Raw genomic sequence first — 25,125 nt, 5'->3', positions numbered from 1 at the left:
GCGTGACGACCGTGCCACCGCCGGCAGCGCCGGCCCCGGAACCGATCAGCGCCGTGCAGGCCGCCGCACTCCGTGCCCGCGTCCTGCCACCCGTCGAGGAGGTCCGCCCCGGCATCTGGACCCTCGCGGTGCCGTTCCGGTTCGGCGTCCCCGACGCGACGCTCGTCTACGTGGTCGAGGGCAGCGACGGCTCACTCGCGCTGATCGACCCCGGCTGGTCGGCCGACGGTTCCCTCGCGGAACTCCGGGGGGCGCTCGACTCGATCGGGCGGTCCCTCGACGACGTGTCCCTCGTGGCCGTGACGCACCTGCACGCCGATCACCTCGGTGCCGCGGCCGCGGTCCGCCGAGCATCCGGTGCCCGGGTCGCGATGCACGGGTTGGAGGTCGACGCCCTGCACCGCGAACGCACCGACGCCGTGGCGAACGACGCCGAGATCGCGACGTGGGGGCTGCCGACCGAGCTGCGTGCCGGCGTCGTGGCGGCCTGGGGGAGCGGGCGTCGCATCGGGCTCGGGCAGACGTCCGAGCCCTTCGCGGACGTGCTGCTGGACGACGGCGACGTGCTGCCGATCCCGGGTCGGACGATCCGGACGCTCTGGACCCCGGGACACACCGCCGGGCACGTGTGCTTCGTCGACGAGCCGGACGGGCTCCTCTTCACCGGCGACCACGTGCTGCCGCGGATCAACTCCGGCATCGGGCTCGGGGGTCGGACGGACACGAACCCGCTCGGCGACTACTTGGCGTCGCTGCGACGGCTCGACGAGCACGCCGACCTCGAGGTCTGCCCCGGCCACGAGTACCGCTTCCGCGACGTCGTCGGCCGCGCCCGCACGCTCGCCCGGCACCGGGAGGAGCGCTCGCGCCACGTCGCCCGGGCGCTCGATGCCCTCGACCGGCCGACGTTGTTCGAGGTCGCCGCTCGGGTGCCGTTCAGCGGTGGGATCGAGTCGATGACGGGGTTCCTGCTCGCCAGCGCGCTGACCCAGACGGCGTTCCACGCGGAGCTGCTCGGCCGCGCTGACGAGATCCGCCCCGCCTGACCGTCCCTCCACAGCAGGACGTGGTCCCGCGGTCCTGCACAGATCGTCCCTGCCCGCCCCGACAGCGAGGGCTCCTTCGTCAGACTCAGATCGAGGCCCGGTTCTCTACTGGCCCTTGATGGAACTGACTAGAAGGGCTTGATAACGTGGTGCGAGCTGTTCCACACCGGGCAGCCACGACGTTCCTGCGGCATCGGGGATGGTGGCTGGACCGCACCCGAGGAAGCCACGAGGTCTGGTGCGGACCGGACGGTGGTCGCCTCGTGGTGCCGAGGCACAGAGAACTGAGCCCCGGCGTCGTTCGACAGATGCTGCGGATCTTCCCGGACGCACCGGACGGCTGGCGATGAGCGGAGGAACGATGATGACGAGCTACCGGGCGACGGCCCACCGAGAAGGCCGATGGTGGTCGATCGAGATCCCGACGGCCGGCGCGGTCACGCAGGCGCGACGGGTCGCCGACGTCGAGTGGATGGCACGGGAGTGCGTCGCGCTGACGCTGGATGCGCCCGAGTCCGACGTCGCGATCGACGTGGAGTTCGTGCTGCCCGACGACGCCCGTACCGAGTGGGAGGCGTCCCGGGCCCTGGCCGAGCATGCGCGACAGGACGCTGCCGAGGCTGCTCGGCTGGCGCGGAGCGTCGTGACGCGGATGCGGGCAGAGGGGTACACGTACGCGGAGATGGCGTCGGTCCTCGGACTCTCCGCGCAGCGGGTGCACCAGCTCGCGAACGCTTCCTGAGGTCAGCCGAGGGTGGCGGCGAGACGCTCCAGGGTCGTCTTCGCGTCGGCGAACTCGGCCGCGGCGTGCTCGGCGAGGGGAGCGAGTTCGGGCAGCCGGTCCGCCAGGGTCGCACTGACGGTGACCGGGTAGGCCTTCATGCCGAGCGCGGTGCCGAGGATGAGGTGCAGCACGGGGGAGCCGTGGTCCCAGTCCTCGGTCGGCGTGCCGGCGTCGTAGGTCGCGCCGCGGCTGACCACGGTGACGACCGGGCGGCCGGCGAGGGGCTGGACGTCCCCGGCCAGGACCCCGGGGACGTGGATGCGGTCGATCCAGGCCTTCAGGGTCGAGGGCACCGTGTAGTTGTACAGCGGCGCACCGACCACGACGACGTCGGCGGCGAGGAGTTCGTCGATGACCTCCTGGCGGAGGGCCTCGGCCTCGGGCGCGACGACCTCGTCCGCGGTGCGGTCCGCGGCGGCCCAGTGCAGCGCCGAGGTCTCGAGGTGCGGGAGCTGGTCGGTGTGCAGGTCGCGCCGCACCACCGTGTACTCGGGACCCCGGGCACGCCAGGCGTCGGCGAAGGCGGCGGTCAGCTCGCGCGAGCTCGAGTGGGAGAGGTCGGCCGAGGAGTCGATGTGCAGCAGCGTGGGCATGCCGACCACGCTACCGGCGGCGGTACGGAAACGGCCCCGCCGCCCCGGTGAGGGGGCAGGCGGGGCCGAGGTGGGCCTCCCGTCCGTCACGCGGGCACGCGACGGACGGGAGACGCTGGATCACGTCAGCGCTGTGCGCGACGGCGGCGCACGAAGCGGGCGCCGATGAGGCCGGCACCGGCGACGAGCAGCCCGAGTGCCCAGGGGAGGGCGTCCGTGGCGTCCGAACCGGTGTAGGCGAGCTGGCCGCCACGGTTGGTCGGCGTGACCGGAGCCGCTGCCGGGACCGGGGTCGTCGGGGCGACGACCGGGGCGACGGCGGTGGGCTGGACGTCGACCGCGAAGGACGTGGTGAACGAACCGGCGGACACGGACAGGTTGTGGGTCGAGGCGTGCGGGAACGTGACGTTCACGAGCCCGAACTCACCGAAGTCGGGGTCCGAGGTGATGACGTCGCTGGCGACGTCGGACGTGACGACCGGCTGGATCGGCTCGTCGTCCTCGCCGTCGATCTCGTTGCCGTACGCGTCGACGAGACCGCCCTGGACGAGGAGCGTGCCGCCCTGCTTGATGGTCGGTCGGCCGCCGTCGATCCCGCTGCCGGAGTACCCGCCGTCGCCGTCGCTCGTCAGCTTCACGGTGAAGACCGCGCCCGTCGGGTCGATGATCCACGTGGTGCGGGTGCCGCTCTCTTCGTCGGTGTCGAAGTCGAAGGCGCCGGCGCGGTCGGTCGTGTAGACGAGCACGCCGAGGGGAGCAGCGGCGTCGACGGTCAGGTCGACGTACTGGGTCACGGTCTCGGTGCCGCTCGTCGCGGTGACGGCGAAGGTCCAGTCGGAGGCCCAGGTGGTGGTGCCGCTGAGCTCACCGGTCGACGCGTCGAAGGTCAGGCCCTCGGGCAGCTGGTCCGCGGGGCCGTCGTAGTACTCGGCGTCCTCGTCGAAGTAGTACGCGAGCTTCAGCGTGGGCTCCGGGAAGCCCTGCGTGCGGAACGTGTACGAGAACGCGTCGCCGGCGGTCGTGCTCAGCGCGAGCGGGTCGTCCTGGTCCGCACCGGCCGTGGTCGGCTCACCGTCGGCGCCGAGGAACGCCGGCGTCTGGCTGACCGGAGCGGTGGCGTCGGAGACGATCGTGACGGGGGCGGACTCGGGCGCGGTACCGGTCACGGCGACCACGATGGTCTTCCGGACGTCGGTCGCGTCGACGCGGTAGGTCGCGGTCTTGGACAGCACGTTGCCGTCCTGGTCGCTCCAGGAGTACTTGTAGGTGCTCTCCTCGTCGAAGCCGGTGACGACGGCGCTGAGGAGCGAGCCGACCTTCGCGGCGCCCTCGATCGTGACGGTGGCGTCGGCGGCCTTCGTGGTCACGTCGGGGGTCTTCGTCGCGGTCGGCACCGAGGTCTCGGGCGCGGCGGGGGTCGTCGAGGCGGGAGCCTCCGGCTCGGTCTCGACCGGCGCCGGGGCCGGAGCCGGGGACTCCTCGGGAGCCGGGGTCTCGGTCGGCGCGTCGGTCGGCGCGGGGACGGGGGACTCCTCGTCGGGGACCGGCGTCTCGGGCAGCGCGGGGGCCGGCGTCTCGGTCTCGAAGGGCTGCTCGGTGCCGAGCGGCTCGGCGTTCGCGGCCGTCGCGGTCATGATGCCGAGGCCGGTGGTCAGACCGACCAGCGCGACGGTGGTGCCGACGGCGCAGGCGCGTCGGACGGCGGAGGTGCTGCGGTGCACGGGTTCCCCCCAGGGGTTCAGGTCCGGCGGGGTCGCCGGATCGTAAGAATCTGCCGAGAGTTTCGGCGTCATCGGATCGTACTGGCCCTGCGTGGCCGTACAGGGCTCGGTGATCGGAATGTGACCCAGGTTGGGGGTGCTTGCGGAGATCCGCCGATCGGTGGCGGTGACCACGGGACGGTCTGGAGGCGCGGGGCGGGCCCGCCCCGCGCCTCCAGACCGTCAGTGGGTCGAGGCGAGCGCCACGATCCTGACGACCCGGGCGGGTCAGTCGCCCACGACCGCGGCTGCGCGCTCCAGGGCGGCGCGCAGCGCACGGACCGCCGGTGAGGACGACCCGGCCGACCGCACGACGGTGAAGATCGTCCGACGCGGGCGCTCCGGCAGCTCCAGCAGTCGACACGTCGTGGTGCGGCCGGTCCACATCAGGTCGGGCATCAGGCTGACGGCGTTCCCGGACTCGACCAGGCGGATCTGGGTCTGCAGGTCGGCGGTCTCGTAGCGGACGTCCGGCTCGAAGCCCCAGCGGCGACAGACCTGCTCAGCGAAGTGCCGCGACGCCGTGCCCCGGGGTTCCATCACCCACGGCAGGGCTTCGGCGTCCTCCAGCGACGACACCGGGAGCAGGGCCGTGTCGAGCGGCGGCAGCGCCAGCCGGACGGCATCGGTGGTGAGGTCCGAACGGTCGAGACCCGGCAGGTGCGGAGCGGCGTGTGCGGGGTACTGCTCGGCGATGACCATGTCGAAGTCCCGGGCCCACGTCTCGTTGAGCGCCGTCTCCGGCTCGCGCTGCACCATCTCGACCCGGACGTCCGGGTGCTCGGTCGCCATCTCGTACAGCGCGTTCGGCATCAGGGCGAGCGCCGCGGACTGGAACACGGCGACGCGCACGCGCCCCTGCACCGACGGCAGGGTGTCCTCGACCTGCGCCTGGGCCTGCTCGAGGACGTCCTGCACGTGGCCTGCGGCGGCCACGAGCACCTCGGCCTGCGGGGTGAGCTGCAGCCGCCGTCCGGCCTTGCGGAGGAGCTGCACCCCGGCCTCGCGTTCGAGGGCGCTGAGCTGCTGCGACACGGCAGACGGGGTGAAGTTCATCGCCTCGGCGACGGCCGCGATCGTGCCGCGGATCGACAACTCGCGGAGGAGGACCAGGCGGCGGACATCGAGCATGGTCCGACGGTAGCGGGGTCGCGGCTGATCCGGTAGCGCAACTGAACGGTACCCGTCAGGAACGGTCGCTTCCGCTACTGCATCCGGGGCCTCCACACTGAACCCATGACGACCCTGCAGGAGCACCCCGCCACCGACCACGACGCCCTGGCGGACGAGTCCGTCGCGCTCGTGCGGCAGTGGCTCGCCGAAGCCGAGACCTACCCGGTCGACGGCTCGGCGAAGCAGCTCGCCGGCGTGCTCGCGGACCCCGCCGGACTCGACTTCGCGGTCGGGTTCGTCGACGGCGTCGTCCGGCCAGAGGACCTCGCCGTCGCCGCCCGCAAGCTCCGCCAGATCGCGCCGGACGCCCCCGGGTTCCTGCCCGCCGCGCTCCGCGGACTCGTCCGGCTCGGCGGCGGCATGGCCCCGGTCCTGCCGGGCGTCGTCGTGCCGATCGCCCGCCGGGTCCTCCGCAACATGGTCGGCCACCTCATCGTCGACGCGACCGACGCCAAGCTCGGCCCGGCGATCGCGAAGATCAAGCAGGACGGCGTCCGGCTCAACGTGAACCTGCTCGGCGAAGCGGTGCTCGGCGAGCACGAGGCCGCACGCCGGCTCGAGGGCACGCACAAGCTCCTGGCACGCGACGACGTCGACTACGTGTCGATCAAGGTCTCCTCCACCGTGCACCCGCACTCGCCGTGGGCCTTCGACCACGCCGTCGACGACATCGTCGAGCAGCTCCGCCCGCTGTTCGAGCGCGCCGCCGCTGCGACGCCCGCGAAGTTCATCAACCTCGACATGGAGGAGTACAAGGACCTCGACCTCACGATCGCGGTCTTCACGAAGCTCCTCGACGAGCCGGCGTTCCTCGAACTCGAGGCCGGGATCGTCCTGCAGGCGTACCTGCCCGACGCACTCGCCGCGATGCAGGAGCTGCAGGAGTGGTCCGCCGCCCGTCGTGCCCGCGGTGGTGCCGCCATCAAGGTCCGTCTGGTCAAGGGCGCGAACCTGCCGATGGAGCAGGTCGAGGCCTCGGTGCACGGCTGGCCGCTCGCCACCTGGCACACCAAGCAGGACTCCGACACCAACTACAAGCGGGTGCTCGACTGGGCACTCACCCCGGATCGCATCGCGAACGTGCGGGTCGGCGTCGCCGGGCACAACCTGTTCGACGTGGCGCACGCCTGGCTGCTCGCCGGGACGCGTGGCGTGCGGGACGGCATCGAGTTCGAGATGCTGCTCGGCATGGCGCAGGGGCAAGCCGCTGCCGTCCGGCGCACCGTCGGCTCGCTGCTGCTCTACACGCCCGTCGTCCACCCGGGCGAGTTCGACGTCGCGATCGCCTACCTGATCCGCCGCCTCGAAGAGGGCGCGTCGCAGGACAACTTCATGTCCGCCGTGTTCTCCCTGGTGTCGTCGCCGCCGCTCTTCGCGCGCGAAGAAGAGCGGTTCCGCGCGTCCCTGGCGCCGCTCGCGACGCCCGAGGGACTGGCAGTGCCGGCTTCCCACCGGGTCGCCGACCGCTACGCCGCAGTCGGACGCCCCGGCCCCGGCCGCTTCGAGAACACCCCGGACAGCGACCCGTCGGTCGCTGCGGTGCGCCAGTGGGGTGCGGCCATCACGGACCGGATCGCGTCGTCGACGCTCGGCGTCCGTGCCGTCCAGGAGGCCCGGGTCGAGTCCGCCTCTTCGCTCGACTCGGCGCTCGGTCGCGTCCGGGCCGCGGGTGCGGTCTGGGGCAGCTGGTCCGGTGCCGCGCGTGGCACGGTGCTGCACGCCGTCGGCGATGCGCTCGAGGCGAACCGTGCCGCCCTCATCGAGGTCATGGCCGCTGAGACCGGCAAGACCATCGACCAGGCCGACCCCGAAGTCTCCGAAGCGATCGACTTCGCCCACTTCTACGGCTCGCTCGCGTCCCAGCTCGACGAGCTCGACGGCGCGACCTTCACGCCGGCCGCACTGACCCTGGTCGCACCGCCGTGGAACTTCCCGGTCGCGATCCCCGCCGGCTCCACCCTCGCAGCCCTCGCCGCCGGGTCCGCCGTCGTCCTGAAGCCGGCGCCGCCCGCAGAGCGCTCCGGTGCCGTGCTCGCCTCGATCATCGAGACCGCGCTCGACGCTCACGGCGCACCGGCCGACGTCCTCGCGTTCTTGCAGGTGTCGGAGGACGAGCTCGGGCAGCAGCTCATCGCGTCGCCGATGGTCGACCAGGTCATCCTCACCGGTGCCTACGAGACCGCCGAGTTGTTCCGGTCGTTCCGCCCCGACCTCCCGCTGCTCGCCGAGACCTCGGGCAAGAACGCCGTCATCGTGACGCCGTCGTCCGACCTCGACCTCGCCGTGAAGGACGTCGTCGCCTCGGCCTTCGGGCACGCGGGCCAGAAGTGCTCGGCCGCGTCGCTCGTCGTGATGGTCGGCTCGGTCGCGAAGTCGAAGCGCTTCCGCAACCAGCTGCTCGACGCCGTGTCCTCGCTCACCGTCGGGTACCCGACCGACTCCGCCACCCAGATGGGTCCGATCATCGAGCCGGCGTCGGGCAAGCTGCTCGCCGGGCTGACGACGCTCGGCGCGGGGGAGTCCTGGGCGGTCGAGCCGAAGCAGCTCGACGAGACCGGGAAGCTCTGGAGCCCCGGGGTCCGACAGGGCGTCCGGCGTGGCTCGGAGTACCACCGCACCGAGTACTTCGGTCCGATCCTCGGCATGATGACCGCCGACACCCTCGACGAGGCCATCGACATCGTCAACGAGGTCGACTACGGCCTGACCTCGGGCCTGCACTCGCTCGACCCGGCCGAGATCGGCACGTGGCTGTCGCGGATCCAGGCGGGCAACCTCTACGTCAACCGCGGCATCACCGGTGCGATCGTGCGTCGGCAGCCGTTCGGCGGGTGGAAGAAGTCGGCCGTCGGCGCGGGCACCAAGGCCGGCGGGCTGAACTACCTGCTCGGGCTGGGGTCGTGGCAGTCCACCGAGTCGACCGCTGCGGCCACGCCGACCGGCCCGATCAGCACCTTCGTCCGTGCTGCGGGGGTCTCGTCGTCCGTGCTCGATCGGTCGCTCGCGTCGGACGAGCAGGCCTGGTCGACGCTGTTCGGGACCGCGACCGACGTCTCAGCCCTGTCGGCGGAGCGGAACATCGCGCGCTACCTGCCGTTCCCCTCGGTGCAGGTGCGGTTGGCATCGGTTGACGAGGATGCTGTCCCTGAGCTCGTCCGGGTCGTCGCTGCTGCGCTCCGGGCCGGTACGCCGATCGAGGTCTCCACGGCTGCGGCGCTGCCGGCACCCGTCGCGTCCGCGCTCCGATCGCTGCCCATCGTCCGGTCGCTGTCGCAGGCGGTCACCGACGAGGCCTTCGCGGCGTCCATCTCGGCTGGTCCGTCGGCCCGCGTGCGGCTCATCGGCGGAGACGCCTCGGCGCTGTGCACGGCCGTCGGCGGTCGGCCGGACGTCGCGGTGTACGGCGGGCCGGTGACCGAGGCCGGTCGGCTCGAGATCCTGCCGTTCGTCCGCGAGCAGGCGGTCTCGATCACGGCGCACCGCTTCGGGACGCCGAACCACCTGACCGACGACCTGATCTGACCGGACCGCGGCGCTGGCGTTCGGGTCCAGCGCCGCTTGCACAACCAAAGTGCCCCCGAACTGCGGAGAACCGCGGTTCGGGGGCACTTTGGTCGTGCGACGTGCGACGTGCGACGTGCGACGTGCGACGTGCGACGTGCGACGTGCGGAACGCGATGCACGTCGCTGTCCGGTCGCCGCACGGTGTCGGGCGCTTCGGAGGGACCGAGCGTTGCCTCGGATGTGCGCCGCAACCACGGCGCGCACCCCGGCGGCCTGTGTCGGGGAGGAACCCGGAGGAGCACCGCCATGACCGAACCGTTCGCACGCCCGACCGCCCTGGCCCACGTCCGCGTGACCGTGACCGACATCCACCGCAGCAAGGCGTTCTACCAGCAGCTGCTCGGCACCGACCCGGCCATCGACTTCAGCGACCAGGTCGACGAGCCGGGCATCCGCGAGGACCGCGAGCGCTTCTACGGCGGCTCCGTGTTCCAGCTCGGCGACCAGGTGTTCGGACTCCGTCCGGTGGCTCCCGCGGGGCAGCGGTTCAACCCGGACTCGGTGGGCCTCGACCACGTGAGCTTCGTCGTCGGATCGGTGGACGAGCTGCACCAGGCGGCCGCGCGTCTCGACGCCGCAGGGGTCGAGCACGGAGAGGTCACGGACCTCGGTGATGCCGGCATGGTGATCCTGTCCGTCCAGGACCCCGACGACATCAACCTCGAGCTGGCCGCCCTGAAGGCCTGACCTCAGGTGGCGGGCTGCTCCGCGACCATCGTCGACGTCACGAGCTCGCGGAGCGACTCCGGCAGGGGGATCGGCCGGCGGGCACCCTCACGGTCGATGATCACGTGCGCGAACTCGCCCGTCGCGAGCAGGCCGCCGTCGGACTGCCGGAACAGCCCGAACTCCCACGACAGGCTCGTGTTCCCGAGGTGCTTCGAGCGCATCCCGACCTCGATCACGTCCGGCCACACCGCCGACTCGACGAACCGGCAGCTCGACGACACCAGCACCGCGATCCACTCCGACGAGAAGGGGTCGAGGCCCGCTTCCTCGCGGAACCAGTACGTCGACGCGTTGTCCATCGCCGAGTAGTAGATCGTGTTGTTGACGTGCCCGAACATGTCGTTGTCGTTCCACCGCGTGGGGTAGATCCGGCGGAACGGGTACTCGTCGATGGTCATCGGTCTCCGATCGGTGGTGCGGGTGTGGAGTGCACCGCGTCGGGCCGCAGGACGTACTCGAACGCTGCACGGGCTCGGTCGGGATCGGGGGTCTCGCCGGAGATGAACTCGGCGTAGGTGAACGACTCGGAGATCCGGACGAGCAGCCGTGCGAGCTCCTCAGCCGACAACGGTGCCGGATCGAACGTACCCGACGACTCCTGCTGCTCGATGAGTGCGGTGACCCGTCCGACGAACCGGCTCTGCACGTCGCTGTCCGAGGTGGTGAGCAGGCGCATCGCGCGGGCGGGTTCTCGCGTGAGGAACGCGCGGAAGTACGTCGCCTCGATCAGGTCGGCGGTGAAACGGTCGAGCACGGCGACCATGCGAGCGGCCCCGACAGCACCGGCGGCGTCGGCAGCGCTGGTGGCCCGGTCGAGCGTCGGCACTGCGAGGGACCACAGGATCTCGGACAGCAACCGGTCACGGTTGCCCACCCACCGGAACAGGGACGTCCTGTCCACGCCGAGTGCGGCAGCCAACGCGCCCATGTCGATGCGTGAGCCGTCGATGAAGGTGTGGCGGGCCTCCCGGAAAGCGCGCAGCGCAGAATCCGATGTGTACACGCGAGCCTCCCTTGCAACGTTTTCGAGAATGATGCATCGTTGGTGCCATGTCAACGACGACGCCCACGACGGCCCTGCTCGAATCGGACTTCTACGGCTTCCAGCAGCAGCTCACCGAGCAGGAGCGCGCGTCGATCGGGCGGCTCCGGGAGTACCTCGAGCGCGATGTCGCGCCCATCGCCGACGAGTACTGGGCGCGAGCCGAGTTCCCGATGCAGGTCATCGCGCCGCTCGCCGAGCTCGGCATGTACGGGCCGGGTGTCCCGCTCGTGCGCCAGTTCGAGAACTCCGCGGTGTACCGGGGGTGGGCGGCGCTCGAGCTCGGTCGGGTCGACGCGAGCGTCGCGACGTTCATCGGGGTGCAGTCCGGCCTGGCGATGAACTCCATCGCGGTCGCCGGCAGCGACGAGCAGCAGCGCGAGTGGCTGCCGCGGATGGCCGCGGGCGAGATCGTCGGGGCCTTCGGGCTCACCGAGCCGTACTCGGGGAGCGACTCCGCGAAGGGGCTCCGCACCACCGCACGGCGCGAGGGTGACGAGTGGGTGCTCGACGGTGAGAAGCGCTGGATCGGCAACGCCACCTTCGCCGACGTCGTCGTGATCTGGGCGAAGGACGTCGAGGACGGGCAGGTCAAGGGCTTCCTCGTCACGACGGACACCCCCGGGTTCACCGCCACGAAGATCGAGGACAAGATCGCGCTGCGCAGCGTCCAGAACGCCGACATCGTCATGCACGGCGTGCGGGTGCCGGAAGCACGGCGGCTGCAGCGGGCCACGTCGTTCCGTGCGACGGCCGAGGTCCTCCGACTGACCCGGACCGAGGTCGCGTGGCAGGCGGTCGGCATCGCGGTCGGCGCGTACGAAGCGGCCCTGGCCTACGCCCGCGAGCGGATCCAGTTCGGCAAGCCCATCGCCGCGCACCAGCTCGTGCAGGACCTGCTCGTCAAGTCGCTGTCGAACATCACGGCCTCGATCGCCCTGTGCACGCAGGCTTCGGCCATGCAGGACGCGGGGGTCGGGGGTGACGAGCACTCGGCGCTGGCGAAGGCGTTCGCGACGTCGAAGATGCGTGAGACCGTCGCCTGGTGCCGCGAGGTGCAGGGCGGCAACGGCATCGTGCTCGACACGGGCGTCGCGCGGTTCTTCGCGGACGCCGAGGCGATCTACTCGTACGAGGGCACGCGCGAGGTGAACACGCTCATCGTCGGTCGGGCGATCACGGGCCAGGCTGCGTTCGTGTAGCGCGCCGCGGCCGGCGTCCTGCTGGGCCGCCGGCGCGCCCGCTGCCCTGCTGGCCCGCCGGTGCGCCCGCTGTCCTGCTGGGCCGCCGGCGCGCCCGCTGTCCTGCTGAGCACCGGTGTCCGTGCGATGAACCCACGCACACGGGTGTGCAATGCGCGCACACCGGTGTTTCGCGCCCGAGCGCCGGCCAGAGCCCCGGCCCGAGCGCTGGCCAGCCCCCGCCGCCCGCTACCCCAGCAACTCGGGCCGCTGCCACTCCGCCCCGCGCACGTGCTGGTCGAGGAACGCGAACACCGTCTCGTACCAGACCACGGCGTGCTGCGGCGCGAGCACCCAGTGGTTCTCGTCCGGGAAGTACAGGAAGCGGTGCGGCATCGACCCGTCCGGCGCCGCGTGGTGCTCGGCGAGCTCGGACCACAGGCGCAGCCCCTCGCCGATCGGCACTCGGTAGTCCTTGTCGCCGTGGATGACGAGCATCGGCGACGAGATGTCGGTGACGAACCGGTGCGGGTCGTTCGCCTCGAGGCCGGCGGCGTCGAAGATCGACTCCCAGTAGTGCGACGCGTCCGTGGTGCCGTTGAACTGGTCGAGCGCCCAGAGGCTCGCGTGCGTCACGATCGCCCGGAACCGGTCGGTGTGCCCGGCGACCCAGTTCGCCATGTAGCCGCCGAACGAGCCGCCGAGCGCCGCAGTACGGGTCTCGTCGATGTCCGGTCGTGCGACGACCTCGTCGGTGATCGCCATGAGGTCCGTGTACGGCGCCTGCCCCCACGCGTTCCAGCCGCGGTTCACGAAGTCGAGCCCGTACCCGGTCGACAGCGCCGGGTCGGGGAGGAGCACCGCGTACCCGCGCTCCGCGGCGAGCATCGGGTTCCAGCGCCACGACCACTGGTTCCACGAGTTGAGCGGTCCGCCGTGGATCCAGAGCAGCAGCGGGTGCGGCCCGTCGCCGTCCGGCACGACCAGCCAGCCACGCACACGGGCACCGTCGGCGGCGGTCGTCTCGACCTCTTCCAAGCGCGCGGGCACCTCCGGCAGGGGCGCCGGGGTCGCGAGCGTGGTCACCTGTCCGTCCGTCGCGATCCGCACGGGGTGCAGCGGCGCCGCCCAGGAGGCACGGAGCGCGACGACCACGCCCGTCGCCTCCGCCACGCGCAGGCCGGAGTACGCGAAGTCGTCGTGGGTCACCTGCTCGACGGCGCTGCCGTCGAGCGGGATCCGGAAGACCGGTGCGCGGCCGTCTTGGTCGGCGACGGCGAGGAGCGCCCGGTCACCGTGCTCGAAGACGAGCTCATTCGGCCAGCGGTCCCAGTCGGTCGCGATGCGGCGAGCATCGGACCCGTCGATGCCGGCGGTCCAGACCTCTTGCTGGTGCGCGCCTGCGGGCGTCGAGCGGACCGTGCGGACCCACGCGATCGTCCGGCCGTCGTGGCTGAGTGCAGGCATCTCGTGATCGACGTCGACGTCGTCGAACAGCACCGTGCGGTGGCCGCTGGAGCGCTCGATCGTGACGAGCGTCGAGCGGTCCCCACGGGCCTCCCGGACGCCCACGGTCGCGACCAGGACCGATCCGTCGGGCGTGAGCGCCCCGTCGACGTGGTCGAGTGAACGGCCCGGTGCCGGGGTGAGGTCAGCCAGGTCAGGGAGCCGGGCGGCGCCAGCCGCTGTCGCATCCGCACTGAGGTCGAGGGCCAGCACGTGGGTCTGGTCGGGACCGAGGTCGTGGTCCCAGTACCGAACGGGGTAGGTCTCGTGCAGGATCGCGTGGACCTTCTTGTCCTTGCGGGCCTTCCGGAGCTCGGCGTCGGCGTCGATCACGGTCGACGGGTCGGAGCCCGCGCCCGGCAGGAGGTCGGCGGTCAGTGTGACGACGTCGGCGGCCGCTGCCGTCGCGAGCACGCCGCCGACACCGCCGGTGAGACGGGTGAGGGGCCGGGCCTCGCCACCGGCTGCCGGGAGGACCCAGAGCTGCGGTGCCTCGACGTCCTTCGCGTCGGCGTCGGGGCGGGCGGACACGAAGAGCAGGTCACCGGTGCGGGTGAAGGCGACGCCGCCCTCGCCCTTGGCGGAGCGGGTGAGGCGGACCGGTCGGGCGTCTGCGTCGTCGCCGTCTGCTGGCACCTGCCAGATCGAGCGCCGGTAGCCGGTCGCGTCCGCGTCGAGCGCACTCACGGTCAGGGCCACGCGGGACCCGTCCGGACTGATGGCGATCCCGTCGACCCGGGGGAGCGCGATGTACTGGTCGAGGTCGGAGAACGGCGTCGTCATGCGACCACGCTATCGACGACCTCTGACCAGAACGCCGCGACCTGCTCGGCGACGGCGCTTCCCTGCGCTCGACCGGCCTCGGCAGAGGGTGCCTGCGTCGCCAAGGACAGCGAGTTCGTCCCGAAGGCCTGCTGCGCGGTGCTGTCGGCGACGATCACCTCGACGGAGCTGCCACCGGCGCGGAGCGATTCCACCGCGACGTCGAGCCACGGCCCGAGCGGCGAGGGACCCTCGGGGCCGCACGCGATCACGAGCACCCGTTCGTGCCCGGCAGCGGCGTCGGCGTTCGTGCCGGAGCGCATCCCGCCGTCGACGTACGGCCGACCCTCGATGCCGACGGGCGACCACACGAACGGCACCGAGCAGCTCGCGGCGACCGCACGGGGGAGCGGCACGCCGTCGGCCGAGGTGAGGAGCCGGAAGGTGCCGTCGGTGGCGTCCACGGCGGTGACGGCGAGGGGCTTCGCCGGCCACTCGGTCGACGGCAGCGTCTCGCTGAAGGTCGCGGTCCGCTCGTCGTCGCTCTGCCCGCCGGTCACCTGCTGCGCCGCGAGGCCGAGGCGCGCTCGGGCGTCCTGCTCACTGGTGGCTCCCTCGAGCGCTGCGCCGATGCGCTGCTGGACGGCCTCGGCGTCGATGGCGGCTGGTTCCTCGTACGTGGTGGGCGCGGGGGTGTGCTGCTGGTCGTACGCCTGCTGCACCGCCCCGCTCCGGACGAAGGCGCCGACGACGCTGCCCGCACTCGTGCCGACGACGAGGTCGGCCGCGTCGAGGTCGACGCCGGCGTCCTGCAGCGCCGAGAGGACCCCGACCTCCCAGGCGATCCCGGCGACACCGCCGCCTCCGAGGACGAGGGCTCTGGATCCGGGTACGGGTGTCGCGACGTCGGTCATGGGTCCTGCTTACCAGCTGCGAGCGACGGGCCGGTGGAGGCCGGGACGTCCTGTGGAGAACCGGGCCGCGGGGGCCGGGGTGCCCCGGGGAGCGCCGGCCTGTGGACAACTCCGTCTGCGTCGGTGGCGTGACCTAGCGTCGTGGTCATGGGGCAACAGCGTTCAGGACGGGTCGGCTCGGTCGTGTGGCCGATCGTGGTGGCTGCCGCGCCCACCGCCGCGTTCCAGCTGCCGAACCTGTTCGTGACGCCGACGGTGCGGGCGGTGCTCGTGGTGTTCGGGCTCGTGGTGCTGGTCGCAGCGGTCGTGGTCCAGGTCGTCCGCGCCCGGCGCAGCGACTCCGCCCGGATCGCCGCCGAGGAGAACGCGACCGCGTCCGAGCTCGAGCACGCCACCGCGATCCGGTACGCGTTCGGCCAGATCGCGACGCGGCTCGTCCGGTTCACCGAGCTGCCCCGGTCCCAGCGCCACGGCGAGCTCGCCGTCATCGCGGACCGCGTCGCCGTCGCCCTCGCGTTCTACCTGCTGCCGACGGTGCCGGACGTCCGGGCCAACGTGTACCAGCTGTCCACCGACCTGCGGGCGCTCGAGCCGATCGGCCACGGCGGAGCGGGCGACACCGCCGGGGTCTTCCGCGCGGGCACGCCCTACGGGGACCGCAACCTCGAGTGGGTCCTCGTCGGGGGCTCACCACGGATCGTCGGCGACCGCTCGGCCGACGTCGACGTCGACCAGGACGTGCCGGGTTTCGAACCGCGGTACACCTCGTACGTCTCGGTGGTGATCCGATCCGACGAGTACTCGTTCGGCATGCTCACCGTCGACTCCCCGGCTCCCGACGCGTTCACGGACCTCGACGCCAACAACGTCGCGATGATGGCCTCGTTCCTCGCCGTGGCGTTCTCGTTGACCTACTCGTTCCCCGAGCGCGACCGCAATCCAAGGAAAGGCCCGTGATGCTCACACGCTCTGTCGGACGCTCGACGTACGATGCCCCCATGACGACCGTGAACCCTGCTCCGCTGTCGTTCGGGCGTGCCCGGATCTCCTCGCCGAACTGGAACGACACCACCACCGACGCCGACTACGAAGACCTCGACGTCATCGCCGCCAACATCGAGCGCGAGCGCGCTGCTGCCCGGATCCGGGTCCACGCAGCCATCGCCGCGCGTCGGGGTCGCTGACCCGTCCCGCATCGTCCACGACGAACGGCCCCCGCGGATCCGCGGGGGCCGTTCGTCGTCGGCAGACCGGGCGGGGTGCTACGGCGCCTCGGTGACGTCGATGAGGACCTTGCCGACCGTGTCGCCCTCGACCGCGTCGTGCGCTGCAGCGGTGCGCTGCAAGGTGAAGCGGGTGAGCGGCAGGCCCGCGTCCTCGCCGACGGGCAGCACACCGTCCTGCAACGCTTCCGAGATGTCCTCGGCCGCGGCGGCCAGTGCTTCGTCGCCGATCGTGTAGAGCAGCACGAACTGGTAGCGGGCGTTGATGCTCATGTTCGGGCGGACCGGCAGCACGGCCTCGTCGCCACCGTTGTTCGCGTAGATCGACACGACGCCGTGGTTCGCCAGCACGTCGGCGACGAGTGCGGCGTTCTGCGGGATCGACACCTCGACGACGATGTCGACGCCGTCGGGAGCGATCGCCCGGATCTGTTCCGCGGCGTCGTCCTGCCGGTAGTTCACCGTGTGGTGGGCTCCGGCCGCGGTCGCCAGGGCGGCCTTCTCGTCCGAGCTGATCGTCGAGATCACCGTCGCACCCGCCCACCGAGCGAGCTGGATGGCGGCGTGTCCGACCGCGCCGGCACCGCCCGCCACCAGGACGACCACGCCGTCGAGCGCGTCGGGGCCGAGACGCGACGGACCGTGCTCGTGGGTGGTCAGTGCGCGGTGCGCCGTCATCGCGGGGACGCCGAGCGAGGCCCCGACGTCGAAGCCCGTGCCCTCCGGCAGCGGGACGACACGTTCGGCGGGGACGACCGTGTACTCCTGCGCAGTGCCCGTCGGGCGCGACGCCGCGGCCATGAAGAGCCACACACGGTCGCCGACGGCCAGGTGTCCGACGCCCGGGCCGACCGCGTCGACGACACCGGCGCCGTCCTGGTTCGGCGTGATCTCGGGGAAGGGCAGGCCGTCGCCGTAGGTGCCGCCGGCTCGCGCCTTCCAATCGGTGGGGTTCACGCCCGAGACGACGACGCGGACACGGACCTCGCCGGGTCCGGGTTCGGGGACGTCCCGCTCGACGAGGTCGAGGACGCTGCTGTCACCGGGCTTCGTGTAGACGATCGATCGCATGGCCCCAGGCAACCACGCGTGCGTGATCGTGAGCAGAAATGGTCGAGTGCGCGCGGGCGACCCGACCATTTCTGCTCACGATCGCGCACGCATGCACGCACGCATGCACGCACGCACGCACGCCCGATCGCACGCGCGTCTCAGTGCGCGTCGTACTCGCTGCGCGACACCGTGACGTCGTCCATGTGCGAGGTCGCCCAGTCCTCGAGCGGCTCGAGCACCCGGCGGAGCGACCGCCCGCGATCGGTGAGTTCGTACTCGACGTGCGGGGGGATCTCGGGGAAGACCGTGCGCGTCACGAGGCCGTCGCGCTCGAGCGCCCGGAGCGTCTGCGTGAGCATCTTCTGCGACACGCCCTGCACCCGGTTCGCGATCGCCGAGTACCGTTGCGGCCCGTCGGCGAGGGTGCCGATCGTCAGCACGCTCCAGCGGTCGCCGATGCGGTCGAGCAGCTGCCGGCTGGGGCAGTCCGCCGCGTAGGGGCTGTACTCGAGTGCTGACATCGTGGCCTGACCTCCGTGATGAACGGGTTCCGTAACGCACCGCGAGGTGCCTACTTACTCAAAGAGAGTAACTCTTGTACGGTGAGGAACACCAGCTCCACGAAAGGAACAGCATGACCAGCATCGTCGTCTTCGGAGGCACCGGCTACGCCGGCTCCGCCATCACCCACGAGGCCCTCTCGCGCGGCATCACCGTCACCGCGGTGGCCCGTGACACGAGCAAGCTCGAGCCTGCCGAGGGCCTGACCCTCGCTCAGGGTGACGCGTTCGACGCCGACTTCGTCGCCGAGGTGACGAAGGGCGCGGACGTGATCGTCGTCGCACTGCACGCCGTCCAGGCCGACGGCAGTGAGCTCAAGGACAAGTTCCAGCACTTCGTCGACGCTGCGGCCAGCGCCGGTGCGCGTCTCGGCATCGTGGGCGGCGCCGGTTCGCTGCTCGTCGCCGAGGGTGGCCCGCGCCTGTTCGACACCGCCGAGTTCCCGGATGCCTTCAAGGGTGAGGCGAAGAGCCACGCGCAGATCCTCGATGCACTCCGCGCCGGTGACACCGAGGTCGACTGGTTCTACGTGAGCCCGGCAGCGGCCTTCGGCAGCTACAACCCGGGCGAGCGCCGCGGCACCTACCGCACGACCGACGAGGTCCTGCTCACCGACGCCGACGGCAACTCGGACGTCTCCGGTGCCGACTACGCGCTGGCCTTCGTCGACGAGATCGCGACCCCGACGCACCACCAGACGCGCTTCGGCGTGGCGTACTGAGGCAACCGCTCACCGGACGGGACGGGCGTGGCGGGGCCACCCCGTGCCTCCCGTCCGTCCCGGACCGAGTCCGCGCCCTGTTGCGGGCATTGCGCCCCTGTGTGTCGGGGCGCGACGCCCGCAGCGGGGCGCAACGCCTCGGCCCGCAACGGGGCGCGACGCCCGCAACGGGGCGCAACGCCTCGGCCCGCAACGGGGCGCAACGCCTCGGCCCGCAACGGGGCGCGACGCCCGCAACGGGGCGCAACGCCTCGGCCCGCAACGGGCGGGAGGCCCGTGGCGACGTCGCCACGGGCCTCCCGTCCGGTGAGCGGGCGCGCTCACCGCCCCGCCTCAGTGGGCGACGATCGCCGGCAACGGCACGTGGTGGCGCATGCGGACCGCGAGGTGCAGGCCGCCTCGGCGGGCAAGGACGAGCGCGATCACGGCGGCGGCCGCGGCGGGGACGCCACCGGCGACCATCATCCCGACGTGCGCACCGAAGTGGTCGACGACCTGGCCCATGAGTGGCCCGCCGATCGCCTGACCACCGAGCAGCACCAGGACGTAGAGCGACATCACCCGGCCGCGGATCGCCACGTTCGACGACAGCTGCACGAGTGAGTTCGACGCGGTCTGGAACAGCAGTTGGGACATCCCGACGGCCACGAGCGCCACGGTGAACGGCGCGATGACGGGGATCGACCCCGAGACGACGAGCAGCACACCGGTCAGGAACACCCCGCCGACGATGGTCCGGAGCCGCACGACCGCTCGTCGGGTGGAGAGCAGTGCGCCGACCAGGGCACCGATCGCCACGGCGGAGTTGAACACGCCGTAGCCGCCGGCGCCGACGTCGTAGACCTCGGACGCGAACGCCGACAGCAGCACCGGCATCGTCAGCGCGAACACCGAGAAGAACGCGACGAGGATCACCGGCACGATGATCGTCGGCTTGTTCACGGCGTAGCGGAGTCCCTCCATCAGCTGCCCCTTGCCGCGGGGCGCCGGGGGAGTCCGGTGCAGCTCCGAGACCTTGAGGAACCCGAGCGTCACGACGACGGCGACGCAGGCGAGGGCGTTCACGCCGAACGACCAACCTGCTCCGACCGCCACGAGCAGTGCGCCGGACAGCGCCGGCCCGATCATCCCGCCGAGCTGGAACACCGACGAGTTCACGCTGATGGCGTTCCGCAGGTGCTGGTGGCCGACGATCTCGGTGACGAACACCTGGCGTGCGGGGTTGTCGATGACCGTCACCATGCCGACGACGAACGCGATCACCCAGATGTGCCACGCCTGCACCACCCCGGCGAGCGTCAGCACCGCGAGCAGCGCGGACAGCACCGCGAAGGCGCCCTGCGTGATCATCATGAGCGCGCGCTTCGAGAACCGGTCGACGAGCACCCCGCCGAGCAGCCCGAACAGCAGCATCGGCGCGAACTGGCAGGCGACGGTGATGCCGACCTGCGCGACCGAGCCGGTCAGCTGCAGGACGAGCCAGTCCTGCGCGATGCGCTGCATCCACCCCGCGGTCATGGCGACGAGGTTGGTGGCCGTGAACAGCCGGAAGTTCGGCACGGACAGGGCGATGAGGGTGTGCCGCCACGGGGGACGGGTGGCCTGGATCGGGAGGGGTTCGGTGGGCGGGGGGAGGGTCGTCGATGACGCGCTCACGGTGGGGGATCTCCGGACGTCGGCTGCGGAACTGGTACCCCATCGAAACTACGTGACCGCGACCCATTCGATACCCCTATGGTGGCTATCAGTCCATTGCGAAGTCGAATGACCGCGCGAACGAACCGCGAACGAACGGAGTCCGCCGTGCTCGATCCGGTCCTGCTGCAGACCTTCCTGGCCGTCGCCGAGACCGGCAGCTTCACCCAGGCCGGCAGTCGCCTCGGCATCAGTCAGCCGACGGTGTCCCAGCACGTGCGGCGGCTCGAGACCGCGGTGTCCCGAACCCTCGTCGCCCGGGACACCCGGGGCGTGGCACTCACCGACAACGGTGACGCGATGGCCGGGTTCGCGCGCACGATCCTCGCCGCACACGCCACCGCGGACTCGTACTTCTCCGGGTCGGCGACGCGTGGACGCCTCCGGTTCGGCGCCGCCGACGACCTCGCGATCACGCAGTTGCCGCGGATCCTCCGGGACTTCCGGCGTCTGCACCCGCAGGTCAACCTCGAGCTGACCGTGAACCAGTCGTCACCGCTGCTGCGTCGGGTGCACGCCGGCCAGCTCGACCTCGTCTTCATCAAGCAGACCGCTGGGGAGTCCGCCGAGGGAACCCGCGTCGCGACCGACCAGATGGTGTGGATGGCCCAGGACGGCATCGCGGTCGAGCGCGACGAACCCGTGCCGCTCATCGCGTACCAGGCGCCGAGCATCAGCCGGCAGATGGCGATCGACGCGCTCGAGGCCGCCGGTCGCACGTGGCGGATCACCTGCAACACCCGTGACGTGAACGGGGTGCTCGCGGCCGTGCGGGCCGGCATCGGTGTCGCGGTCTTCCCGCACTCGCTGATCCCGGCGGACCTCGTGAAGGTCTCGCAGCGGCTCGGGCTGCCGGACCTGCCCGCGGTGGACTACGTCCTCATCGCGAACCCGACGGTGCAGCGCGAGCCGATCGATGCCCTGACGAACGCGATCCTGTCCCGAGGGGTCGTCCGCGCCGTCTGACCGGCCCCCCGCGAGGACCGATCAGGTGACGCCCGGCCCTACGGGGCGAGCGTCGGGGTCGTCCCGCTGCCCGTCAGGTCGGGGAGCGTCACACCGGCGAGCGGCAGCAGCGCCGACGCCACGGCCCAGAGCAGCACGAGCGTGCCGACCCCGCCGAGCACGGCGCCGAGGAGCGCGACCGGTCGCTGCCAGGTCGCGGCACGGTTCCGCAACGTGACGATCGAGAGCAGCAGCGCGAGCAGCCCGAGGACGACCCCCGCACCGTGCACGGTCGCGGGTGCGGTGAACCACCACGCCGCGAGTCCCAGCGTGGCGATGCCCGCCACGGCGCCGATGACGGCCCCGGGGGTCGCACCGAGCGCACGGCTCGGCTCGGGTGCGGCGGCCGCGGTCACGGGCTGGTCGAGCAGTTCGGTCTGGAGGCCCGGCTCGGCCTGGGCAGGGACGGTCGCCTCCGCCACGGGTGGCGCTGGTGCGAGCGGCGGGACGGGGACGACCGGCGCGGGCAGTCCGGCGGCGGCGGACCGGGTCAGCGGCGACGACGGCGGGGTCATCGCGGGGACCAGTGCGGCTGCGGCCTGCTGGTGGGCGAAGCGGCGGGGCGTGCGGTAACCGATCGGGCCGACGGGCTCCGGCTCGGTGCCCTCGACGACGACGTGCTCGAGGCCGGGCACCGAGAACCGCGGCTGACCGGCCGCCGGCACGGGCGACGGCACCGGTGCCTGCGGAGCACGCTGTGCGGCCTGCACGGGCGGGGCGGCGTCGATCGGGGAGACGGGTGCTGGTGCGGGGGTGACGCCAGCGGTGTCGAACGGCACGGTGTGCACGCTCGGCGAGGTCGGGGCCGGCGGCAGGAGGTGCTCCTGCGGCGGGTAGTCCGGCACGGTCACGTCGTCCTCGACGAGGGTCGCGATCGACGCGGGCTCCGCTGCCCGGCCGGTCGCGGCGGGGGCCGATCCCGGCAACCGGCCTGAGGGGGTCGATGCCGGCGCACCACCGGGCGCGGGTGCCGAGGAGGGCGCGGGGCGTGCCTCCAGGCCGGGGGCGCCGTCCGGCGGTGTGGTGACCCAGGCGGGCACGGGACGGCGTGGCCGGTCCGAATCCGGCATGCGATGCGATGCCACTGCGGTGCTCCCTCCGTCGACTGATCCATCGTCAGTTCTAGCGGCAACCGGTGCCCGATCCGCAGCCCCAGTTCCGGGGTCGCCGGTACGGTCGACGCATGACCGGAATCGAACACCGTCCACTGGGCCCGTCCGGGCTCGTCGTCTCCACCGTCGGCCTCGGCTGCAACAACTTCGGACGACCGGGCACCGCGTCCGAGTCGCAGGAGGGCACCGACGCCGTCGTCCGCGCCGCGCTCGACGCCGGAGTCACGCTCTTCGACACCGCCGACATCTACGGTGGCACCCCCGGCATGTCCGAGGAGATGCTCGGCAAGGCCATCGCCGGTCGCCGTGACGAGATCGTCCTCGCCACCAAGTTCGGCATGGACATGCAGGGTGCGAACGGGCCGGACTGGGGCGTCCGTGGCTCCCGTCGGTACGTGCGGCTCGCCGTCGAGTCGTCGCTGCGCCGCCTCGGCACCGACTGGATCGACCTGTACCAGATGCACCGGCCCGACGGTGTGACGCCGATCGAGGAGACCCTGTCGGTCCTCGACGACCTCGTCCGCGAGGGCAAGATCCGGTACGTCGGGCACTCGAACTTCGCCGGGTGGCAGATCGCCGAGGCCGAGCTGACCGCCTCGATCGCGGGGACGACGTCGTTCGTGTCGGCGCAGAACGAGTACAGCCCGCTGTCCCGTGCCGTCGAGGACGAGGTGCTGCCGGCGGTCCGTGCCTACGCGCTCGGGTTCCTGCCGTTCTTCCCGCTGTACAACGGCCTGCTCACCGGCAAGTACACGAAGGCCGGGGGCCCTGCCGACGGGCGCCTGTCGAAGGCGAAGCCGCAGCTGCTCGAGGACGCGCCGTGGGACGTCCTCGACGACTACCAGCGCTTCTGCGACGAGCGCAACGTGACGATGCTGCAGGCGACGTTCGCGTGGCTCCTCGCGCAGCCGGGGCTGTCGAGCGTCATCGCGGGGGCGACGAAGCCGGAGCAGATCACGCAGAACGTCGAGGCGGGCACGACGTGGGAGCCCTCCGAGGACGACATCGCCGACATGACGGTGATCTTCGACCGGGCGTGAGCGGCGCCGGGCGCGCGCGGCGTGGGCGCGGGTCGGCGCGGGCGGGCGCGGGCGGCGCGACCTCGCGCGCTGAGCGACAGTTCACGGGCTGCGGAGCGCGTGAACTGTCGCTCAGCGCGAAACGTCGCGACGCTCGGCGTTACCGGGTGGCGGCGGAGAGCGCCTCGCGCAGTTCGTCGGAGGTCAGGCGCGGGCCGTACCCGGGGGTGTCCCGCTGGATGCGCCAACCCTCGGCGAGGGGTCCCGCGTCGACGACGTCGAAGCCGAACTCGTCGATGAGGTCCGTGACGACCTGCTTCGCCTCGGCGTCGTCGCCCGCCACCACGAGCGCGCGGCGGTCCGGCGTGCCAGCAGGGGTCGCGTGCCCGGTGAGGTCCGCGGCGCCGATGTGGTTGAACGCCTTCACGACCCGGGCGCCGGGCAGGTGGTCCTGCAGCAGTTCGGCGGTCGTCGTCGACTCGTCGTCGAGCGCGGCGATGTGCCCGTCGCGCTCCCAGTAGTAGTTGTTCGTGTCGATGACGACCTTGCCGACCAGGGGCTCGACGGGGATCGTCTCGATCGCGGCGAGCGGTACCGTCACGACGACGAGCTCGCCGGCTGCGGCTGCCTCGTCGCGGGTCGCTGCACGGGCACCGTCGCCGAGCTCGGCGACGAGGTCGGTCAGGGTCTCCGGGCCGCGCGAGTTCGCGATCACGACCTGGTGGCCGTGCTGCACGGCGAGCCGTGCGAGCTGGGATCCGATGTTGCCTGCGCCGATGATGCCGATCGTCGTCATGGTGTCCTGGAACGCCGTGCCGCGCCGTCCATTCCCCGTGCGGCACTCTCGGCGCGCGTGGAGCATGATGGCGGCATGGACGAGGACGGCGAGCGCGAGTTCCGCGACGAGCGCGATCGGGACCGCTACGCCATGTACGTCGGCGGCGAACTCGTCAGCGTCCTCGACCACCGCGACAACGGCGACGCGGTAGCGTTCCCGCACACGTACACGGTCCCGAAGCACCGCGGCCACGGCTACGCGGCGGAACTCGTCGAGTTCGCGGTCGCCGACGTCGAGACGAACACCACGAAGCGCATCGTGCCGATGTGCTGGTTCGTCGGCAAGTGGTTCGACGACCACCCCGAGAAGGCACACCTGCTCAGCCGCAGTGTCGCGGACTGAGCCGACGCGAGAAGAGCGCCCCATGCCCACCATCACCCCCTTCCTCTGGTACGAGGACCAGGCCGAACCGGCCGCCAGGTACTACGTCGACCTGTTCCCCGACAGCGCGATCGACAGCGTCGCGAAGACGCCGGACGGGCAGACGCTCGTCGTCGAGTTCACCCTGCTCGGCCAGCCGTACCGAGCCATGAACGGTGGCCCCGGGCACCCGCACACCGATGCGGTCTCATTCCAGGTCGACGTCGACACGCAAGAGGAACTCGACCGGATCTGGGACGCCCTGCTCGCCGACGGCGGCACGCCGAGCATGTGCGGCTGGCTGTTCGACCGCTGGGGCGTCGCCTGGCAGGTCACGCCGTCGATGATGGGCGAGCTGATGACCGGGTCGGGAGACCCGGAGGCGAACGCCCGCGTCTTCCAGGCCATGATGCAGATGCAGAAGCTCGACATCGCGGCGCTGCGGGCCGCGGGTTCGGGGCACTGAAGCCCCGTTCCACGTACC

At 71.8% G+C, this 25,125-nt stretch carries 25 protein-coding genes; 13 read left to right on the top strand and 12 right to left on the bottom strand.

What is annotated here, in order from left to right:
• Positions 1–2: 2 nt before the first annotated feature.
• The 3 genes from EDF19_RS15035 to EDF19_RS15025 all read left to right on the top strand — a co-directional run bounded on the left by EDF19_RS15035 (position 3) and on the right by EDF19_RS15025 (position 1,788).
• The gene (locus tag EDF19_RS15035; protein ID WP_185022879.1) at positions 3–1,046 is read left to right on the top strand and encodes an MBL fold metallo-hydrolase; all 1,044 of its coding nucleotides are present in this window, start codon (positions 3–5) and stop codon (positions 1,044–1,046) included.
• Positions 1,047–1,192: 146 nt separating this feature from the next.
• Positions 1,193–1,396 (top strand): type II toxin-antitoxin system HicA family toxin, encoded by a 204-nt coding sequence (locus EDF19_RS19545; protein ID WP_123681663.1) that lies wholly within the window; start codon positions 1,193–1,195, stop codon positions 1,394–1,396.
• Between the two features lie 14 nt (positions 1,397–1,410).
• Positions 1,411–1,788: an antitoxin HicB gene (locus EDF19_RS15025; protein ID WP_123681662.1), complete on the top strand. Its 378-nt coding sequence runs from the start codon at positions 1,411–1,413 to the stop codon at positions 1,786–1,788.
• Between the two features lie 2 nt (positions 1,789–1,790).
• On the opposite strand, the gene EDF19_RS15020 is transcribed toward EDF19_RS15025, so the two are convergent.
• The 3 genes from EDF19_RS15020 to EDF19_RS15010 all read right to left on the bottom strand — a co-directional run bounded on the left by EDF19_RS15020 (position 1,791) and on the right by EDF19_RS15010 (position 5,314).
• Positions 1,791–2,423, bottom strand: coding sequence for an FMN-dependent NADH-azoreductase (locus EDF19_RS15020; protein WP_123681751.1), 633 nt, complete (start codon positions 2,421–2,423; stop codon positions 1,791–1,793).
• A gap of 125 nt (positions 2,424–2,548) precedes the next feature.
• The gene (locus EDF19_RS15015) at positions 2,549–4,144 is read right to left on the bottom strand and encodes a putative Ig domain-containing protein (protein WP_123681661.1); all 1,596 of its coding nucleotides are present in this window, start codon (positions 4,142–4,144) and stop codon (positions 2,549–2,551) included.
• A gap of 267 nt (positions 4,145–4,411) precedes the next feature.
• Positions 4,412–5,314, bottom strand: a complete 903-nt coding sequence (locus EDF19_RS15010; RefSeq protein WP_123681660.1) for a LysR family transcriptional regulator — start codon at positions 5,312–5,314, stop codon at positions 4,412–4,414.
• Positions 5,315–5,419: 105 nt separating this feature from the next.
• On the opposite strand from EDF19_RS15010, the gene EDF19_RS15005 reads away from it, so the two are divergent.
• Both EDF19_RS15005 and EDF19_RS15000 read left to right on the top strand, forming a co-directional pair.
• The gene (locus EDF19_RS15005; RefSeq protein ID WP_123681659.1) at positions 5,420–8,878 is read left to right on the top strand and encodes a bifunctional proline dehydrogenase/L-glutamate gamma-semialdehyde dehydrogenase; all 3,459 of its coding nucleotides are present in this window, start codon (positions 5,420–5,422) and stop codon (positions 8,876–8,878) included.
• Positions 8,879–9,166: 288 nt separating this feature from the next.
• Entirely contained in the window at positions 9,167–9,607 is a 441-nt protein-coding gene (locus tag EDF19_RS15000) for a VOC family protein (protein ID WP_123681658.1), read from the top strand.
• A gap of 2 nt (positions 9,608–9,609) precedes the next feature.
• On the opposite strand, the gene EDF19_RS14995 is transcribed toward EDF19_RS15000, so the two are convergent.
• On the bottom strand, positions 9,610–10,047 hold the full coding sequence (locus EDF19_RS14995; protein WP_123681657.1) for a thioesterase family protein: 438 nt from the start codon (positions 10,045–10,047) through the stop codon (positions 9,610–9,612).
• Entirely contained in the window at positions 10,044–10,652 is a 609-nt protein-coding gene (locus EDF19_RS14990) for a QsdR family transcriptional regulator (RefSeq protein ID WP_123681656.1), read from the bottom strand. The genes EDF19_RS14995 and EDF19_RS14990 overlap by 4 nt, the downstream gene beginning before the upstream one ends.
• A 47-nt stretch (positions 10,653–10,699) precedes the next feature.
• On the opposite strand from EDF19_RS14990, the gene EDF19_RS14985 reads away from it, so the two are divergent.
• On the top strand, positions 10,700–11,893 hold the full coding sequence (locus tag EDF19_RS14985) for an acyl-CoA dehydrogenase family protein (RefSeq protein ID WP_123681655.1): 1,194 nt from the start codon (positions 10,700–10,702) through the stop codon (positions 11,891–11,893).
• A gap of 228 nt (positions 11,894–12,121) precedes the next feature.
• Here EDF19_RS14985 and EDF19_RS14980 read toward each other — a convergent pair whose 3' ends face one another.
• Positions 12,122–14,161, bottom strand: coding sequence for a prolyl oligopeptidase family serine peptidase (locus EDF19_RS14980; protein WP_123681654.1), 2,040 nt, complete (start codon positions 14,159–14,161; stop codon positions 12,122–12,124).
• Positions 14,158–15,054: a patatin-like phospholipase family protein gene (locus EDF19_RS14975; RefSeq protein WP_123681653.1), complete on the bottom strand. Its 897-nt coding sequence runs from the start codon at positions 15,052–15,054 to the stop codon at positions 14,158–14,160. The genes EDF19_RS14980 and EDF19_RS14975 overlap by 4 nt, the downstream gene beginning before the upstream one ends.
• Positions 15,055–15,201: 147 nt before the next feature.
• On the opposite strand from EDF19_RS14975, the gene EDF19_RS14970 reads away from it, so the two are divergent.
• Positions 15,202–16,011 carry a GAF domain-containing protein gene (locus EDF19_RS14970; RefSeq protein WP_148071109.1) on the top strand — a complete coding sequence of 270 codons (810 nt, stop codon included), beginning with the start codon at positions 15,202–15,204 and terminating at the stop codon, positions 16,009–16,011.
• A gap of 41 nt (positions 16,012–16,052) precedes the next feature.
• A complete protein-coding gene (locus EDF19_RS14965; protein WP_123681651.1) occupies positions 16,053–16,238 on the top strand; it encodes a hypothetical protein in 186 nt (61 codons plus the stop codon).
• Between the two features lie 78 nt (positions 16,239–16,316).
• Here EDF19_RS14965 and EDF19_RS14960 read toward each other — a convergent pair whose 3' ends face one another.
• Complete coding sequence (locus EDF19_RS14960) at positions 16,317–17,348, bottom strand: NADPH:quinone reductase (RefSeq protein WP_123681650.1); 1,032 nt, start codon at positions 17,346–17,348, stop codon at positions 16,317–16,319.
• Between the two features lie 140 nt (positions 17,349–17,488).
• Positions 17,489–17,851, bottom strand: a complete 363-nt coding sequence (locus EDF19_RS14955) for a helix-turn-helix domain-containing protein (RefSeq protein WP_123681649.1) — start codon at positions 17,849–17,851, stop codon at positions 17,489–17,491.
• A 113-nt stretch (positions 17,852–17,964) separates the two neighbouring features.
• Here EDF19_RS14955 and EDF19_RS14950 point away from each other — a divergent pair, with 113 nt between their 5' ends.
• Positions 17,965–18,612 carry an NAD(P)-dependent oxidoreductase gene (locus tag EDF19_RS14950; RefSeq protein WP_123681648.1) on the top strand — a complete coding sequence of 216 codons (648 nt, stop codon included), beginning with the start codon at positions 17,965–17,967 and terminating at the stop codon, positions 18,610–18,612.
• Positions 18,613–18,945: 333 nt separating this feature from the next.
• On the opposite strand, the gene EDF19_RS14945 is transcribed toward EDF19_RS14950, so the two are convergent.
• Positions 18,946–20,268, bottom strand: a complete 1,323-nt coding sequence (locus EDF19_RS14945; RefSeq protein ID WP_123681647.1) for an MFS transporter — start codon at positions 20,266–20,268, stop codon at positions 18,946–18,948.
• Positions 20,269–20,415: 147 nt separating this feature from the next.
• On the opposite strand from EDF19_RS14945, the gene EDF19_RS14940 reads away from it, so the two are divergent.
• A complete protein-coding gene (locus EDF19_RS14940; RefSeq protein ID WP_123681750.1) occupies positions 20,416–21,273 on the top strand; it encodes a LysR substrate-binding domain-containing protein in 858 nt (285 codons plus the stop codon).
• A 38-nt stretch (positions 21,274–21,311) separates the two neighbouring features.
• Here EDF19_RS14940 and EDF19_RS14935 read toward each other — a convergent pair whose 3' ends face one another.
• Positions 21,312–22,238, bottom strand: coding sequence for a hypothetical protein (locus EDF19_RS14935; protein WP_123681646.1), 927 nt, complete (start codon positions 22,236–22,238; stop codon positions 21,312–21,314).
• A 257-nt stretch (positions 22,239–22,495) separates the two neighbouring features.
• Between EDF19_RS14935 and EDF19_RS14930 the strand changes: the two genes are divergently transcribed.
• Complete coding sequence (locus EDF19_RS14930) at positions 22,496–23,464, top strand: aldo/keto reductase (protein ID WP_123681645.1); 969 nt, start codon at positions 22,496–22,498, stop codon at positions 23,462–23,464.
• Positions 23,465–23,603: 139 nt separating this feature from the next.
• Here EDF19_RS14930 and EDF19_RS14925 read toward each other — a convergent pair whose 3' ends face one another.
• Positions 23,604–24,305 (bottom strand): NADPH-dependent F420 reductase, encoded by a 702-nt coding sequence (locus EDF19_RS14925; protein WP_123681644.1) that lies wholly within the window; start codon positions 24,303–24,305, stop codon positions 23,604–23,606.
• Positions 24,306–24,314: 9 nt separating this feature from the next.
• Here EDF19_RS14925 and EDF19_RS14920 point away from each other — a divergent pair, with 9 nt between their 5' ends.
• Complete coding sequence (locus EDF19_RS14920; RefSeq protein ID WP_123681643.1) at positions 24,315–24,623, top strand: GNAT family N-acetyltransferase; 309 nt, start codon at positions 24,315–24,317, stop codon at positions 24,621–24,623.
• A gap of 22 nt (positions 24,624–24,645) precedes the next feature.
• The gene (locus EDF19_RS14915) at positions 24,646–25,107 is read left to right on the top strand and encodes a VOC family protein (RefSeq protein WP_123681642.1); all 462 of its coding nucleotides are present in this window, start codon (positions 24,646–24,648) and stop codon (positions 25,105–25,107) included.
• Positions 25,108–25,125: the final 18 nt, after the last annotated feature.

Origin of the sequence: Curtobacterium sp. PhB115 (assembly GCF_003752025.1) — a bacterium.
Classification (GTDB): Bacteria; Actinomycetota; Actinomycetes; order Actinomycetales; family Microbacteriaceae; genus Curtobacterium.
The sequence above is the reverse complement of the archived record's forward strand: the minus strand, read 5'-3'. Positions and strand labels throughout refer to the sequence as shown.

What these genes read in the sequence shown, in the direction of transcription:
- EDF19_RS15005 (WP_123681659.1), top strand. Translation starts at nt 5,420, where the DNA reads ATGACGACCCTGCAGGAGCACCCCGCCACCGACCACGACGCCCTGGCG.
- EDF19_RS14995 (WP_123681657.1), bottom strand. Translation starts at nt 10,047, where the DNA reads ATGACCATCGACGAGTACCCGTTCCGCCGGATCTACCCCACGCGGTGG.
- EDF19_RS15020 (WP_123681751.1), bottom strand. Translation starts at nt 2,423, where the DNA reads ATGCCCACGCTGCTGCACATCGACTCCTCGGCCGACCTCTCCCACTCG.
- EDF19_RS14975 (WP_123681653.1), bottom strand. Translation starts at nt 15,054, where the DNA reads ATGACCGACGTCGCGACACCCGTACCCGGATCCAGAGCCCTCGTCCTC.
- EDF19_RS14965 (WP_123681651.1), top strand. Translation starts at nt 16,053, where the DNA reads ATGACGACCGTGAACCCTGCTCCGCTGTCGTTCGGGCGTGCCCGGATC.
- EDF19_RS14960 (WP_123681650.1), bottom strand. Translation starts at nt 17,348, where the DNA reads ATGCGATCGATCGTCTACACGAAGCCCGGTGACAGCAGCGTCCTCGAC.
- EDF19_RS14915 (WP_123681642.1), top strand. Translation starts at nt 24,646, where the DNA reads ATGCCCACCATCACCCCCTTCCTCTGGTACGAGGACCAGGCCGAACCG.
- EDF19_RS14925 (WP_123681644.1), bottom strand. Translation starts at nt 24,305, where the DNA reads ATGCTCCACGCGCGCCGAGAGTGCCGCACGGGGAATGGACGGCGCGGC.
- EDF19_RS14920 (WP_123681643.1), top strand. Translation starts at nt 24,315, where the DNA reads ATGGACGAGGACGGCGAGCGCGAGTTCCGCGACGAGCGCGATCGGGAC.
- EDF19_RS15025 (WP_123681662.1), top strand. Translation starts at nt 1,411, where the DNA reads ATGACGAGCTACCGGGCGACGGCCCACCGAGAAGGCCGATGGTGGTCG.
- EDF19_RS14970 (WP_148071109.1), top strand. Translation starts at nt 15,202, where the DNA reads ATGGGGCAACAGCGTTCAGGACGGGTCGGCTCGGTCGTGTGGCCGATC.
- EDF19_RS14955 (WP_123681649.1), bottom strand. Translation starts at nt 17,851, where the DNA reads ATGTCAGCACTCGAGTACAGCCCCTACGCGGCGGACTGCCCCAGCCGG.
- EDF19_RS15000 (WP_123681658.1), top strand. Translation starts at nt 9,167, where the DNA reads ATGACCGAACCGTTCGCACGCCCGACCGCCCTGGCCCACGTCCGCGTG.
- EDF19_RS14985 (WP_123681655.1), top strand. Translation starts at nt 10,700, where the DNA reads ATGTCAACGACGACGCCCACGACGGCCCTGCTCGAATCGGACTTCTAC.
- EDF19_RS14930 (WP_123681645.1), top strand. Translation starts at nt 22,496, where the DNA reads ATGACCGGAATCGAACACCGTCCACTGGGCCCGTCCGGGCTCGTCGTC.
- EDF19_RS14980 (WP_123681654.1), bottom strand. Translation starts at nt 14,161, where the DNA reads ATGACGACGCCGTTCTCCGACCTCGACCAGTACATCGCGCTCCCCCGG.
- EDF19_RS15010 (WP_123681660.1), bottom strand. Translation starts at nt 5,314, where the DNA reads ATGCTCGATGTCCGCCGCCTGGTCCTCCTCCGCGAGTTGTCGATCCGC.
- EDF19_RS14950 (WP_123681648.1), top strand. Translation starts at nt 17,965, where the DNA reads ATGACCAGCATCGTCGTCTTCGGAGGCACCGGCTACGCCGGCTCCGCC.